Below are 13463 nucleotides of genomic sequence, written 5' to 3'. Positions count from 1 at the left end.
CCCCCAGCGATGACACAACACCGCGGATCGGGGAAAGCTCCGTTTCATTGCGGATGTGGCATGAGGGCCTAACGCGGCCTTAAGCGGCGCACCAAGCTTGCCAAAAGCTGCGCGGGCCGCGATCAGTGACACAGGCGCCGGGGGGCGTCCTCGACAAAGATAAAGATACTGGGAAGGAGTCGCGCTTGTTCCGATCGGTCCTGATCCTCGGTGCCGTGCTGGCGCTGGGCGGTTGCGCCGCGAATGCCGGGGAGACGCGTAGCGGCGCGTCCGAGGCTGCGGCGAACGGTCCCGGCAAGGGCAAGGGCTATAGCCACGATCCCTTCCCGTCGACCTATCACCCCTATCCCGGCGCACCGACGCTGGTGACCAACGTGACGGTCTTCGACGGCGAGGGCGGGCGGATCGACAATGGATCGGTGCTCTTCCGCGACGGCAAGATCGTCGAGGTCGGCCAGAACATCGCTGCCGGCGACGGGGTGACCGTGATCGACGGGCGCGGCAAATACCTCACTCCGGGCGTGATCGACGTGCACAGTCATCTGGGCGACTATCCCTCGCCCGGCGTCGAGGCGCTGTCCGACGGCAACGAGATGACTTCGCCGGTGACGCCCGAGGTCTGGGCCGAGCACAGCGTCTGGCCGCAGGACCCCGGCTTCGGCCGCGCGCTGGTCAACGGCGGCGTCACCACGCTGCAGATCCTGCCCGGCTCGGCGAATCTCTTCGGCGGCCGCTCGGTCACTGTGAAGAACGTCTATGCCCGCACGATGCAGGGGATGAAGTTCCCCGGTGCGCCTTATGGCCTGAAGATGGCGTGCGGCGAGAACCCGAAGCGCGTCTATGGCTCGAAGGGGCGCATCCCCTCCACGCGCATGGGCAATGTCGCCGTCGACCGCCAGACCTGGGCGCGCGCGGTCGAGTATAAGCGCCGCTGGGACAAATATGAGGAGAAGGGCGGCGAGGCGCCCGCGCGCGACCTGGCGATGGACACGCTGCGCGGCGTGCTCGAGGGCGAGATCCTGGTCCACAACCATTGCTACCGCGCCGACGAAATGGCCGTGGTGATGGATATGGCCAAGGAGTTCGGCTACCACGTCACCGCGTTCCACCACGCCGTCGAAGCCTATAAGATCGCCGATCTGCTCAAGGCGAACGACACCTGCGCGGCGGTTTGGGCCGACTGGTACGGCTTCAAGATGGAAGCCTATGACGCCGTGCCCGAGAACCTCGCCATCCTGGAAAAGGAAGGCGCCTGCGCGATGATCCATTCGGACGACGGCAACGGCATCCAGCGGCTCAACCAGGAAGTTGCCAAGGCGCGCGCTTCGGCGATCAAGTCCGGGCTCGCCATTTCGGAGGAAGCCGCCTGGCGCTGGCTCGCGATCAATCCTGCCAAGGCGCTGGGCATTGCCGACAAGACCGGCAGCCTCAGGCCCGGCAAGATGGCCGACGTCGTGCTGTGGAACGGCAATCCGTTCAGCGTCTACACGCGCCCGCAGATGGTGTGGGTCGACGGCGCGCTGCTCTACGACGCCGCCAATCCCAGGCTGCGGCCGGTATCCGATTTCGAGCTCGGCCAGCCGGGCGAGGGGGACGTGAAGTGATCAGGAAGCTGCTCCTCAGCACCGCCGGCGCGCTGGCGCTGGCAAGCCCCGCCGCCGCGCAGGACGTCGCGATCACCAATGCCCGGCTCGTCGTCGGCGACGGCGCCGGCCCGGTCGAGGGCGGCACGGTGGTCGTCCGCGGCGGGCGCGTGGTCGCCGCCGGCACCGGCGTGGCGGTCCCCGCCGGCGTGCGCGTGATCGACGCGGGCGGGCGCTATGTGACGCCCGGCATCTTCGCCGGCTTCACGCGCCTGGGCATCGTCGAGGTCGACGGGGTCTCGGAAACCAACGACACCAGTGCGCGCAACTCGCCGTTTAATGCAGCACTCGATGTGACTCCCGCAGTAAACCCCCGCTCCAGCCCGCTTGCGATCAACCGCATCGAAGGTGTGACGCGCGCAGTCGTCGCGCCCGACAACAGCAGCGGCTCGATCTTCGCCGGCCAGGGCGCCGTCATCGACCTCGCGCCCGACATGGACGCAGTGACCCGACCGCGGGCCTTCCAGTTCATCGAATTTGGCGAGACGGGCGCGCGCAGCGCCGGGGGCAGCCGCCCCGCGGCCTATGCGATGCTCCGCAACGCGCTGTTCGAAGTGCGCGACTATATCCGCAACCCGGCGGGCTTCGCCGATCGCGGCAAAGACGCGCTGCTCACGCGCGCCGATGCCGAGGCGCTGGTGCCGGTGGTGCAGGGGCGCGTGCCACTCCTCGCGCACGTCGAGCGCGGATCCGATATCCTCGGCATACTCCAGCTCAAGCGCGAGGTTCCCGGGCTCAAGCTCGTCCTCGTCGGTGCCACCGAGGGCTGGACGGTGGCACGTGAGATCGCCGCGGCGGGCGTGCCGGTGATCGCATCGGCGCTCGCCGACCTGCCGCTCTCGTTCGAATCGCTGGCCGCCACACAGTCCAACATCGGCCGGATGAAGGCGGCAGGCGTGATCGTGGGTATCGGCACGATCAACGAGGACGATGCACGCCAAGCACGCTGGGAGAAGCAGTACGCCGGCAACCTCGTCGCGCTCGGCCGCATCCCCGGCGCCAGCGGGCTCAGCTGGGGCGAGGCGTTCGCGACGATCACTTCGCGCCCGGCCGAGGCGCTGGGCATGGGCGGCGAGTTCGGTTCGCTCAGGCCCGGCCGCCGCGGCGACGTGGTGATCTGGGACGGCGATCCGCTCGAGATCGGCACTTCGGCGGTCTCGGTGTTCATCGACGGTGTCGAGCAACCGATGACGAGCCGCCAGACTCGCCTGCGCGAACGCTATTGGGACCCCAAGGAAGGGGCGCTGCCCAAGGCGTATCAGCATTGACCCTGATTGACCCGCGCGCTTCGTTGCGGAACCTTCACGAAGGCGCCGCATTGCGCTCGGGAGTCGATGCGTGCCCCAGCAGGGAGAGTGACATGACCAGACGCATTTTGCTGCCCGCGTTCGTGGCGCTGGCGCTTGCCGGGTGCGAATCGCAGCCGGCGCAGAACAACAATGTCGCGCCGATGCCGACCGCCGAGCCCGCCAATATCGACGAACCCGAGGCGAACGTCGTCGGCAACGAGGCGGAGGGCAATGCGCTCGCTGCGGTGCTGAACATGTCGGATCGCCAGCGCAACGTGGTATTCATCCGCGCGATCCTCGACGCGGGCCTACCCTGTCAGGCGGTCACCTCGTCCGAGCGGCTGCCCGATCAGGACGGCCGTCCGCTGTGGCGCGCCAATTGTGACGGCGGCGCGAGCCACATGATCAGCATCACCCCTGACGGCACCGCAAACATCGTAAGCCGCACCGACCGCTGACGCCGTAGCTCCGTAAAAAGAAGGGGAGGCTCCGGATGGAGCCTCCCCAGTGTTTCCTTCAGGGAGGAGGAAAGTCAGAGGCCGACGATGCCGCCGTCGTCCTTGGTGATCACCACCACGGCCGAACGCGGGCGCACCGTCGCGGCGGGCGTGCCGGTCTGGCTGTCGGGCCAGTGGCTCGACGGTGCGGCTGGCGTGCCGTTTTCGCCCGGATGCTGGATGCCGACGAACAGCGTGCGGCCATCGGGCGTGGAGTCGATGCCGGTGATCTCGCACTCGACCGGGCCAACCAGGAAGCGCTTGAGCGTGGCCGCGGTCGGCGCTGCACCCACGCGGGTGGCCTGCGTCGCGGTCACGCCGTTCTTGTCCTTGTTGGTGATCGTGCGCGCGCCGCCGTCGCCGACCGTGCCCGGCATCGCGGCGAGCAGCATGCAGTTGGTCACGTCGGTATAGGCGCTGTCGTCGGTCTCGATCCACAGCAGCGGCTTGACCTGGCCGCCGGCATGGCTCGAACGGCTGAAGTAGAGGCCGTCGGGGCTCGAGAAGTCCTGGTCGGCGGTGAGGCCCGAGACGTTGATGTTGGCAGCATCCAGGTCCGAACCCGCACCGAAGAGATAGATGTCCCAGGTGAAGCTGGTTGCCTCAGTGGTGTCGCCGGTTTCCTTGAGGCGGATGATGTGGCCGTTCGGGTTGCCGAACTGCGCGGTCGTACCCTTGGGGTCGTTGTAGTGGCGCGGATTGGCGGCATCGGTGCCGGTCAGCGGTCGGCCGGCCTCGTTGTTGTTGGTGAGCGTCAGATAGACTTCGCCGGTGACCGGATTGACCGCGGTCCATTCGGGCCGGTCCATCGGCGTCGCGCCGACCACGTCTGCGGCGAGGCGGGCGTTGACCAGCACATCGGCCTGGTCGGCGAAGGGATAGACCGTGCTCGATGCCGTGACGCCGCTCTGGCCGAATACCAAAGGTAGCCAGGCGCCGGTGCCGTCGGCATTGAACTTCGCGACGTAGAGCGTTCCACTGTCGAGATATTTGTCGCCCGTCGCGAGACGGTCGGCGGCAGTGGCGTCGGCCGCGACCCAGGCCGTCGCCGAGACGAACTTGTAGAGATATTCGCGGCGCGAGTCGTCACCCATGTACCAAGCCGGCTTCTTGCCGACGACGAACGCGCCCGGCCAGCAGCCCTCGTGACCCAGGCGACCCAGCGCGGTGCGCTTGCGCGGCGCCTTGGTCGCGTCATAGGGATCGATCTCGACGACCCAGCCGAACTGGTTGGGCTCGTTGCGGAAATCGGCGATCGCCGACGCGCCCGAAGCCGTGGCGTTCCAGCGCGCGAAGGTCGTGTTGGTCGCATCGGCGGGCACGACGGTCGCCCAGTTGAAGTTGCCCGTGGTGGTCACGCCGTAGCGATTGAGCGACGTCAGTTCCTTGGGCGTGCGGCCTGCCACATCGGCCGACGGACGGCGGAAATAGCCCGCCCAATTCTCTTCGCAGGTGATCGCCGTGCCCCAGGGCGTGGTGCCGTTGGCGCAGTTGTTGATGGTGCCGCGGCCCTTGGTGCCGTCGGTCGAATAGGCGGTCTTGATCAGGTCCGACCCCTTGACCGGGCCGTTGAACACTACCGGCGTGTTGGGCGTGATCCGGCGGTTGAGCGTGCTCGCCTGATTGAAGGTCCAGGCCCGGGCCGCGTTCTGGCTGTACTCGGTGACGCTGACTCCGTGGCACTCGATCTCCTTGAGCGCCTCGGCCTCGGGGCGCGGACCCGCGGTGGTGTTGTTGGTCGGACCGTTCGGGTGGAGATACTGGATGTTGATGTTCTCATGATTCTGCACGAGCAGCCCGCGCGTCGAGCTGGTCGCGTCGCGCGCGGTGCCGGTTGCGGCGAGGCCGTACCAGTAGAGCGCGTCGCCATGATCGCCGATGCGGCCGGCGAAATTGGTGTCGGTGCCGTCGTTCTTGTACGCCGGAACGCCCGCGAGGACCGGATCGCCGGTGCGATTGATCACCTGCACCTTGTAGCCGGTCGGCACGGTGACGACGTCGAGCTTGTTCTTGGCGACGGCCGTGAAGCCTAGCGCTGCCGGGCTGACGTTCACCGTGGTGTCGTGATAGCTGTTGTTGGTGTTGCTGACGATGTAACGGAACACGAACCGCGTCGGGGCCGACGCCGAAGGCGCCAGGAACGAAGCGTTGGCAGTCGAGGCGCCATCGAGCGTCACGACCGGCCCTTCGATCTGGATCCAGCTCTGGTTGGTGGTGCCGGTGGTGGCACCCGTGAGCTTGACCACCCGCCCGGAAGAAGTGGCGATCGTTTCGCCCGGCTCTGCAGTGATCGGGGGCGTGTCGGACGGGGAGTCGTTGTTGTCGCACGCAGCGAGCATCGAAGCGCCCATCGTCGCGGCGACGATCGCAGTGCCCCCGCGCAGCGTCTGGCGGCGCGAGAATCGCTGGTCGGCGAGTTCGTTGAGCGTGATGGCGGTGGAGCGGTTGGTGTCGACGTCGCCGTCGCTGTAACCGTAGCTGGTCGCGGTCAGATCGGTCATGGAAACCCCCAGGCAGCCGGGCCAAGCACGGCCTCGGTCGAGGCTGCTTTGCGAGGGGCGGTTTACGGCGTGATGGAAGAGCGGTGACTCGGCGATGACTCCTCCGCGTCGCTATCGTTACGCTTTGCTCCGGACCGGGACAGGGGCTAAACCGTGGACGAGATGCCCGACACGCCGCCCCCCGAGCCCGAGGCGCCGCAGCCTTCCCGCAGCCTGGCGGACCGGCTCGCGCAGCGTGCGCGGAACCGCGGCGACGGCGTGGCCGTCGCGCGCCGTGCCGTGGGAGCCGATTGGCGCATTCCCGCGATCGTCGCCGCGCTGATCTGGCTCGGGCCGCTGACGACCATGCTCGGCGCAAGGCTGCTCGCCGACGGCGTTCGGCGCGAGGCGCAGGGCCTTCGCGTGCAGCTTGCGCCACGGATCGCCGCCGAACGCGGGGCCGAGACCGCACGAAGCCAGCTCGCCGACGCGTTGCGCGGACCCGGGCCCTCGGCAACGCTCGAGGCGCTCGCGCGCGTGCTCCCGGCCGAGGCCACCGTTGCCCGCGTCGCGCGCGAGCCGGGCGGCGCGATCGAGCTGGAGATCGCCGCGCCCGATCCCGACATGCTCCGCGCCGCGCTGCGCCGTGCGCCCGAATTCGTCCGGCTGCGTGCCGTGGGGCAGCAGGGCAGCGACGGCACGATGCTCAGCAAGTTCCGGGTCGAGCCGCAATGAGGCCGTCGCCGCTCCTCATCGGCGTGGCTGCCGGACTGGCGGGCGCGCTGCTACTGGCGCCTGCCACCGGGACGGCGCTCGGCAGGCTCGCGACTGCGCGGGCCGAGCGTGACTCGCTGCGCATCCAGGCCGCCGCGCCTGCCCAGCTGCCGGCGTTGCTTCCGCCGGGTCTGGCGGTACGTGCTCCGGGCGACGTCACCGAGCGCGTCCAGGTCCTTGCCAAGGCGGGGGGAGTGCTCGTCGAGGAAGCGGCGCCGATCAAGGCGCCCGCGGGCGTGGTCGCGCTGCGAGTCGCCGCGTCGGGGCCGGAGAAGGCGCTGCTCTCGTTCGCCGACGCGCTCGAGCGGGGGCGGCCGGTGATGCGGCTGCGGATCTGGCGAGTCGAGGCGCTTCCCGGCGGCGGCGCACGCCTGTCGGGCGAACTGGTGGCGGCGGCGCAATGATCGCGCGGCGCGACATGCTGGCGCTGATCGGGGCAGGGGCCGTCGCGGTGCTGACGCCGGCCGTGCTGCTTCCGACGGCGAAGCGGCCCGCGCCGACGCATGCGCCCGCGATCCTGCGACCGCTCGCCGTGCCCCAGGCGCCGCCGCTCGCCGCGGCCTATGAGCGCCCCTTGTTCGCGCCGGCTGGAGGCGCCGAGGCCGAGGCGCCGCCGCAGGATGCGCCCGCGCTGGTGGGGGTGGTCGGGCGGCTCGGCGCCGATGCCGTCGCGATGGTCCGCACCGCCGACGGTTCGACTCGCACGCTCGCTATCGGTGAGAGCGTCGACGGGTGGCGCCTGGCGTCACTCGCGATCGACGCGGCTTTCTTCACGCGTGGCACCCAGCGCGTCCGCGTGCCGCTGCCCGCGGAATAGGAATTCGCGCGGCTAGCTTCCCACTTTTCCCGCGTTTTCGGAAATTTCGTTGCGCTCGGGCGCAAGGTAATTTCCTACAGTCCATGCCGCCGTGGCTGCTTTTCCCTGAGACTCGACGGCTTCAAAGAGCGCCGTCGGCCGAAGCCGGCGGACCGCCAGCCGAGCAGACGAAATCCTACATTGCAAGGTGGAAGACTGGCGCCGGGAGCCCGGGATTAGGCGGATTGCGGAACATCCGCTTTATGGCCAGCGGCGGCGCCTCGGCGTGAGGCCACCACGAGCGCCACCTCATTCTGAAGAACGCACTGTCGGACGATTTTCGGCAAGCCGATAGGTGAGAATGGCGAGGGCGCCGTCGATCGAGAAGGAACGACTATCGCGGCCGAATCGCAGCGCGAAGTCGTAGGCTACGGGTCTGTCGAACCGCTGAACTTCATGTCCGTCGGCCATGGAGACGAGCGCAATCGATTCCCGTCGCGAATCCTTGCCAACCGGCATCGATATGAGTGCGTAGCGCCCATCCGGACTGATCGTCGGATTGTAAGTCTGCGAGAAATCATATGCGGTGCCGGTGATACTCCAGAGCCTGCGGCCGGTCTCGACCTCCCAGAGATCGGCGACGGCCCCCCTCTGTGGGGTGCGCTCCTCACATTCGGGTCGGCGGGGGCACCGAGATACTCGCAAAGTATGCCGCTCGCGCTCAAGCCGTGCGCGATCAATACTGTCTTCAAGTCGGGGGACAGGGCGAACTTCCAGGATCCGTTCGGTCCGGGGTGCAGCGGCATTTCTCGGGGTAGTTTTCCCTGTTGCCACTCAAACCAGCGCCCACCGTTGAGCACAAACAGCGCAAAGACCTTGCCCTGCGGATCAAGGCGAGCATCAATGTCACCAACCAGGGCTCGCGGCCGCTCGCCGCGCGAGAGCGGCATCGGAACGGCCTGGAGTACCTTGCCTCTGCGACCATCGACGATGGCGAGCGTCGGCGTCGGATCGTCGTGTTCGGGGCGGTAATAGCTGCCCTTCGTGCCAAATTCGGCCAAAGCCAGGCCGCCGCCACCGACCCAGAGCATGCCGTCAAGTCCGCCCGCTGTATACTTCAGCGAAGGCAGCAGGCGCGGTTCTCGATCATTTGGTATTTCGATCGGGGATAGCGGGCCGAGCGCGAAACCGCTCGGCCGCATAGTGTCCTGACGCACACCGAGGATCGCCTTCGAATCATCCCTCCACGCGAACGGCGGGGCTTTGCTATAGCCGAGGCTGCCGGCGGTGAGCCGCGACGCGATAACGCGTGGCGCGGCGGTCGATCCGATCGCCCCGACCCGCAGACCGTCATAGCCAGAAACTAGAAAGTGTCGCTCATCGGGCGAAATCGATGGCGCCGAGATGGAGGAAGAACTGTTCAGCCCGGCAGGGCAAAAGGCATTCGCGAGGTAATAAGGGCCCTTCGTAACCGGGGCCGCCTGATCGATTATTGTCGGATGACAGCCGATCGACGGCGGAGGCGGGGCCGATGCTGGCCTTGCGGCGACCACCGTTCCCAGCAACGTCCCAATGGTCGCGATGAGGAACACCCGTTTCATGCGCAGACACTCGCGGCAGCCACGATGCAAGCGGTGAAGCTGCCTGAGCGACGTACCGGGAGCAAGCTGTTCTCACTCGGTCGGCAACAGCTGAGCCGACGGCGAATGAATGACCGCTACCGGGGCGCTGGCGGACATCAAGCGGAACTCGCTCGCTCAGTAAACCCCGTCGATCTCCACGCTAAGCCGCGGTGTGGGGGGCGCGAGGAGGAGGCTCGAGCGGCGGTTGTTGTCGATCTCGTCGGAGCGCAGCCGGGCGTATTTCTCCTTGGCCGCCGCGCTCGCGTCCGCGCCGTCGCGCAGGATGCGGGGGCGCAGGAAGATGAAGAGCGTGCGCTTCTGGTGCGTCTCGCGGCGGCTCTTGAACAGCTCGCCCACAATCGGCAGGTCGCCCAGGATCGGCACCTGCTGGCGCACGTCCTGGTAGTCGTCGCTGATCAGCCCGCCCAGCACGATCGTCTCGCCATTGTCGGCGAGGACGCTGGTGTTGATCGCGCGGCGATTGGTGATCAGGTCCGATGCGCCGGTGCTCGCCGCCGCGATCGACGAGGCTTCCTGGTTGACCTGCAGCCGGATCGTGTCGCCGGCATTGACGCGCGGCAGGATGCGCAGCGTGATGCCCACGTCCTTGCGCTCGATCGTCGTGTAGGGCCGCACGTTGGTGCTGTCGGTGAGCACCGACCCGGTGACGAAGGGCACGTTCTGGCCGACGACGATCTCGCCCACGACATTGTCGAGCGTGGTGATCTGCGGCGTGGAGAGCAGGTTGGCCTTGGTCGAGACGCCCAGCGCCTGGACGAGGAGCGAGAAATCGTCGCCGATCGCGACGTTCCCGGTGAAGCCGCTGCCGAGCAGCTTGCCGGCCGGCACGCCGAGCACGGTGAGAATCTGGCCGAGCGAGGCAAAGCCCGAATCGGGCTGCGAGAAGGACGTGCCTGCGCCCTCGACCTGGTTGAGCACCGCGCCGCTGGTGCCGAGCTGCACCGCCAGCGCCTCGGCATCGTCGCCGGTGATCTCGGCGATCGCGGCCTCGATCAGCACCTGCGGGCGGCGCACGTCGAGATCGGTGATCAGCGGCTCGATCGAAGCGATCGCCTGCGGCGTGCCGCGCACCACCACGGCGTTGAGCTCGGGGGCGGGCTGGACGGTCAGCTCGGGCGTCGAGAAGCCCTGCGGCGTCTCGACGCGCGGCGTCTGCATCACGGGCTGGGTGGGGGCCGTGGCGGCACCCTGGTTGCCCAGGCCCTGGATGCCCGATGCCGCGCCCGCCAGGCCGCCGAGCCCCTGCGACTGGTTGCCCAGCCGCGCGAAGGGATTCTGGTTCTCCGACAGGCTGCGCGCGACCGGATTGTCCGCCGTCTGACCCTGGCCGAGCACGCCGCGCAGCACTTCGGTCACCGACTCGGCATCGGCGAAGTTCAGGCGGAACATGCGCGTGATCGGAGTGGCGCCGCCGGGCGCATCGAGCGAGACGGCGATGCGCCGCGCCTCGGCCACCGCCGCGGGGGTGCCGCGCACGATCACCGTGTTGCTGCGCACGTCCGCCGCGACGCGCGCGCCGGCGCCCGAGGGATCGCCGAGCACGTTCTGGAGCGACTGCGCCACGTCTGCGGCATTGCCGTTCCTGAGCGTGATCGTCGCGAAGCTCGCACCGCTGCCGCCGTCGAGCTGGCGCACGATCGCTTCGACCCGGCGGACATTGTCGGCATAGTCGGTGATCACCACCGCATTGGGGCTGGCGAGAGGCTCGACGCTGCCGAAGGTTGCGACGAGCGGGCGCACGACGCGCGCGACATCGGCCGAGGGGACGTTGGCGAGGCGCACCATCCGCGTCACCAGCTCCTGGCCCGACGCGCCGCGGCTCGGCACGCCACCGTCGCGCACTGCGTTGGCCGCAGGCACGACTCGCCATGCGCGACCCGAGCGGACCGCCGCGAAGCCGTTTGCGCGCAGCACCGACAGGAACAGCTCCCACACGCCGGCGGGCGTCAGCGGCGTCGCCGACGTGACGGTGACCACGCCCTTCACGGCGGGATCGAGGATCAGCGTGCGCCCGGTGATGCGCGAAATCTGGTCCGCCACGTCGGCGATCTCGACGCCGCGCATGTTGACCACCACGTCTGCGGGCTGGTCCTGCGCGGTCTGCGCCACTGCCACGGAATCGAGCGCGATGCCGGCGAGGGCAAGGGCGGCGATGGTCGAGCGAATCTTCACGGGAACACTTTCTAGCGGAGCGGTACGGTAAGCGTCAGTCGCTTGCCGTCGCGAAGGATCTGGATCTGGGCGGTGCCGCTGGCCTGGGCGGCGGCGAAGGCGGCGTTGGCGGCGGCGGGATCGCTGAGCGCGGTGCCGTTGACCGACTGGATCACGTCGCCGGTCATCATCCCCGCGGGGGCATTGGCGCCGATGCGATAGCCGCCCGAGGTTGGCGAGGCGTCGAAGCGATCGAGCACTGCCGCGGCACCGGCCATCGGCGCGGGATTGGGGGCGGGCGGCGAGGCGATCGGGGCGCCCGGCGGGGCAGGGGTCGGCGCCGCCTGCGCCTGTTGCCGGGCCTGATCGGCCTGCGCCTGGCGCTGCTCGGGCGAGAGCGTCGGATCGGGGAAGGCGAGGAATTCGGTGCGCCCGCCGATCGCCAGGATCACGCGGTCGCGCAGGATCGCCTGGATCGTCGCGCCGCTGACGCTCTCGCCGATATGGAAGGCGACCGGAGCCTGGCCGCTCACGGCGATGAACGCCGTCGAGAGCGTCGCCGGGTTCGCCGCGATCACGCCCTTGAGCTCGAGCGGCAGCGTCGTCGGCTGGCCTGCCTCGTTGACCGCCGGCTTGCCGAAGGGGGCAAGCGCCAGCGCGGCGGCGATGTCGGGCGCGACCGCGGGGCCGCTGCGGCCCGAAGGCACGGTGATCGCGCCGGTGCCGGCGTGGCCCGCCAGCCGCCAGGTGAGCCCGGCGAGCGCCACGGCTACCGAGACGATCACTGCCCCGCTCAGCAGGTCGAGCGCAGTGCGGGCCTGGCGCGGCGTTAGGCTGAAATCCCCGATCATCGCCTGCGTGCGTCCACGAAGCCGTCGAGCGATGCAAGAGGGGCTTTTTCGTTTGCGGGCGTGACGGCGATGCGGACGCGCTCGATTTCGGGATCGTCGGTGCGCCGCCGCTCGACCGCGACGCGCCATTGCTGGCCCAGCATGTCGACGGCGTCGGCGCCGGGAATTCCCGCTTCCAGCTCGGCGAGGCGGTTCTCCGCCGCCCACATCGCGGCAGTGCGGCGCTCCATGCCGCGTGTCGAATCGATGTGGGATTCGACGGTGCGCATCAGGCCGACGGTCGCGATGGCGAGCACGGCGAGCGCGACCAATGCCTCGATCAGCGAGAAGCCCTCGTCGTTCATGCCGCAGGTGCCGGCGCGGCGGTGGCGGTGAGGCCGTCATAGGTGACGCGCCAGCGCTGCTGGCCCGATTCGATCAGCGCGGTGAGTGGCCGGCCGGCGCCGTCGACGCCCAGTATCACCGGCGGGCGCACGTCGAGCGTCACTACCATGCCGCCGGGCAGGCGGTGGAAGCCGAACTGATCGTCGGTGCGCGCGATCAGCTTGCCGTCGGCGCCGATCGTGGCGAAGCCGTAGCCATCCTTGGCTGCGGTGAAGGCGATCATCCGGTCGCCCAGCATCGCATCGTCGGCGGCGGCCTGGAGGCGCGCCGCGAGGCGGTGCGCCTCGGCCTCGGCGCTCGGCGCGCGCGTGATGCTGCCCACGCCGATCGAGACCGCACCCGCCATCACGGCGATGATCGCGAGGACGACGAGCATCTCGACGAGAGTCAGTCCGGCCTCGCCGTGCCTCCGTGTCGCGATGCTGCCGGTCCCCCCCATGGTCGTCAGCGCTTCTTCACGATGTCGGCGTCGACCCCTTCGCCACCCTGCTTGCCGTCGCGGCCGAGCGACACGATCCGGTAGCTGTGGCCATCGGACTCATAGACATAGGGGCGGCCCCAGGGATCCTGCGGCATGGTCGAGAGATAGCCGCCATCGGGGAAGGCGGCGGGGAGCGGCGGCACGGTGGTGCGTTCGACCAGCGCCTTCAGCCCCTGCTCGGTGGTGGGAAAGGCGCCGTTGTCGAGCCGATAGGTGGTGAGCTGGCTGGCGATCGTCGCCATGTCGCTGTTCGCGGTGGTCACGCGCGCCTGGTCGGGCCGGCCGATCACGTTCGGAACGATCAGTGCCGCCACCAATGCGATGATCGCGAGCACCACGATCATCTCGACGAGCGTCAGCCCGGCTTCGCTTTGGGGAACCTCGTAGCGCTTGCTTGTGCGGCGAAGCGGTGCAATGTCACTAAACTGTTTCAAAACTATGCGCATCCCAGCCCCATGCGTCCTTCCGATGAAG

General features: G+C 68.8%; 13 protein-coding genes. 6 read left to right on the top strand and 7 right to left on the bottom strand.

Annotation, left to right across the window (positions count from 1 at the left end; all coding sequences use genetic code 11):
- The first annotated feature begins 185 nt into the window (after positions 1-185).
- The 3 genes from J7500_RS13235 (at position 186) to J7500_RS13225 (ending at position 3390) form a co-directional block, all read left to right on the top strand.
- Positions 186-1604: an amidohydrolase gene (locus J7500_RS13235; RefSeq protein WP_294062243.1), complete on the top strand. Its 1419-nt coding sequence runs from the start codon at positions 186-188 to the stop codon at positions 1602-1604.
- Complete coding sequence (locus J7500_RS13230) at positions 1604-2911, top strand: amidohydrolase family protein (RefSeq protein WP_294062676.1); 1308 nt, start codon at positions 1604-1606, stop codon at positions 2909-2911. The genes J7500_RS13235 and J7500_RS13230 overlap by 1 nt, the downstream gene beginning before the upstream one ends.
- 92 nt (positions 2912-3003) lie before the next feature.
- Positions 3004-3390, top strand: a complete 387-nt coding sequence (locus tag J7500_RS13225; RefSeq protein ID WP_294062242.1) for a hypothetical protein — start codon at positions 3004-3006, stop codon at positions 3388-3390.
- A gap of 74 nt (positions 3391-3464) precedes the next feature.
- Here the strand turns inward: J7500_RS13225 and J7500_RS13220 are convergent, their stop codons facing one another.
- Entirely contained in the window at positions 3465-5930 is a 2466-nt protein-coding gene (locus tag J7500_RS13220; RefSeq protein WP_294062241.1) for an alkaline phosphatase PhoX, read from the bottom strand.
- 153 nt (positions 5931-6083) lie between these two features.
- Between J7500_RS13220 and J7500_RS13215 the strand changes: the two genes are divergently transcribed.
- From J7500_RS13215 to J7500_RS13205, 3 genes are read left to right on the top strand one after another with little or no spacing between them, the layout of a single operon-like run.
- Positions 6084-6644, top strand: coding sequence for a hypothetical protein (locus J7500_RS13215; protein ID WP_294062240.1), 561 nt, complete (start codon positions 6084-6086; stop codon positions 6642-6644).
- The gene (locus J7500_RS13210) at positions 6641-7087 is read left to right on the top strand and encodes a hypothetical protein (protein WP_294062239.1); all 447 of its coding nucleotides are present in this window, start codon (positions 6641-6643) and stop codon (positions 7085-7087) included. The genes J7500_RS13215 and J7500_RS13210 overlap by 4 nt, the downstream gene beginning before the upstream one ends.
- Positions 7084-7500 carry a hypothetical protein gene (locus J7500_RS13205; RefSeq protein ID WP_294062237.1) on the top strand — a complete coding sequence of 139 codons (417 nt, stop codon included), beginning with the start codon at positions 7084-7086 and terminating at the stop codon, positions 7498-7500. The genes J7500_RS13210 and J7500_RS13205 overlap by 4 nt, the downstream gene beginning before the upstream one ends.
- A gap of 407 nt (positions 7501-7907) precedes the next feature.
- Here J7500_RS13205 and J7500_RS13200 read toward each other — a convergent pair whose 3' ends face one another.
- The 6 genes from J7500_RS13200 to gspG all read right to left on the bottom strand — a co-directional run bounded on the left by J7500_RS13200 (position 7908) and on the right by gspG (position 13423).
- Positions 7908-9080, bottom strand: coding sequence for a hypothetical protein (locus J7500_RS13200; protein ID WP_294062235.1), 1173 nt, complete (start codon positions 9078-9080; stop codon positions 7908-7910).
- A gap of 156 nt (positions 9081-9236) precedes the next feature.
- On the bottom strand, positions 9237-11294 hold the full coding sequence (gene gspD, locus J7500_RS13195; RefSeq protein WP_294062234.1) for a type II secretion system secretin GspD: 2058 nt from the start codon (positions 11292-11294) through the stop codon (positions 9237-9239).
- Positions 11295-11305: 11 nt separating this feature from the next.
- Positions 11306-12124: a type II secretion system protein N gene (locus J7500_RS13190; RefSeq protein ID WP_294062233.1), complete on the bottom strand. Its 819-nt coding sequence runs from the start codon at positions 12122-12124 to the stop codon at positions 11306-11308.
- On the bottom strand, positions 12121-12468 hold the full coding sequence (gspI, locus tag J7500_RS13185; protein WP_294062232.1) for a type II secretion system minor pseudopilin GspI: 348 nt from the start codon (positions 12466-12468) through the stop codon (positions 12121-12123). Before gspI ends, J7500_RS13190 begins: the two co-directional genes overlap by 4 nt.
- Positions 12465-12947, bottom strand: coding sequence for a prepilin-type N-terminal cleavage/methylation domain-containing protein (locus tag J7500_RS13180; RefSeq protein WP_294062231.1), 483 nt, complete (start codon positions 12945-12947; stop codon positions 12465-12467). Before J7500_RS13180 ends, gspI begins: the two co-directional genes overlap by 4 nt.
- Before the next feature lie 5 nt (positions 12948-12952).
- On the bottom strand, positions 12953-13423 hold the full coding sequence (gene gspG / locus J7500_RS13175) for a type II secretion system major pseudopilin GspG (protein ID WP_294062230.1): 471 nt from the start codon (positions 13421-13423) through the stop codon (positions 12953-12955).
- Positions 13424-13463 lie beyond the last annotated feature (40 nt).

Origin of the sequence: Sphingomonas sp., assembly GCF_017744835.1 — a bacterium.
In the GTDB taxonomy this organism is placed as follows: domain Bacteria; phylum Pseudomonadota; class Alphaproteobacteria; order Sphingomonadales; family Sphingomonadaceae; genus Sphingomonas.
The sequence above is the reverse complement of the archived record's forward strand: the minus strand, read 5'-3'. Positions and strand labels throughout refer to the sequence as shown.

Excerpts from the sequence above, each read along its gene's own strand:
- J7500_RS13180 (WP_294062231.1), bottom strand. The coding sequence starts at position 12,947 with ATGGGGGGGACCGGCAGCATCGCGACACGGAGGCACGGCGAGGCCGGA.
- gspI (WP_294062232.1), bottom strand. The coding sequence starts at position 12,468 with ATGAACGACGAGGGCTTCTCGCTGATCGAGGCATTGGTCGCGCTCGCC.
- J7500_RS13210 (WP_294062239.1), top strand. The coding sequence starts at position 6,641 with ATGAGGCCGTCGCCGCTCCTCATCGGCGTGGCTGCCGGACTGGCGGGC.
- J7500_RS13200 (WP_294062235.1), bottom strand. The coding sequence starts at position 9,080 with ATGAAACGGGTGTTCCTCATCGCGACCATTGGGACGTTGCTGGGAACG.
- J7500_RS13225 (WP_294062242.1), top strand. The coding sequence starts at position 3,004 with ATGACCAGACGCATTTTGCTGCCCGCGTTCGTGGCGCTGGCGCTTGCC.
- J7500_RS13220 (WP_294062241.1), bottom strand. The coding sequence starts at position 5,930 with ATGACCGATCTGACCGCGACCAGCTACGGTTACAGCGACGGCGACGTC.
- J7500_RS13205 (WP_294062237.1), top strand. The coding sequence starts at position 7,084 with ATGATCGCGCGGCGCGACATGCTGGCGCTGATCGGGGCAGGGGCCGTC.
- J7500_RS13190 (WP_294062233.1), bottom strand. The coding sequence starts at position 12,124 with ATGATCGGGGATTTCAGCCTAACGCCGCGCCAGGCCCGCACTGCGCTC.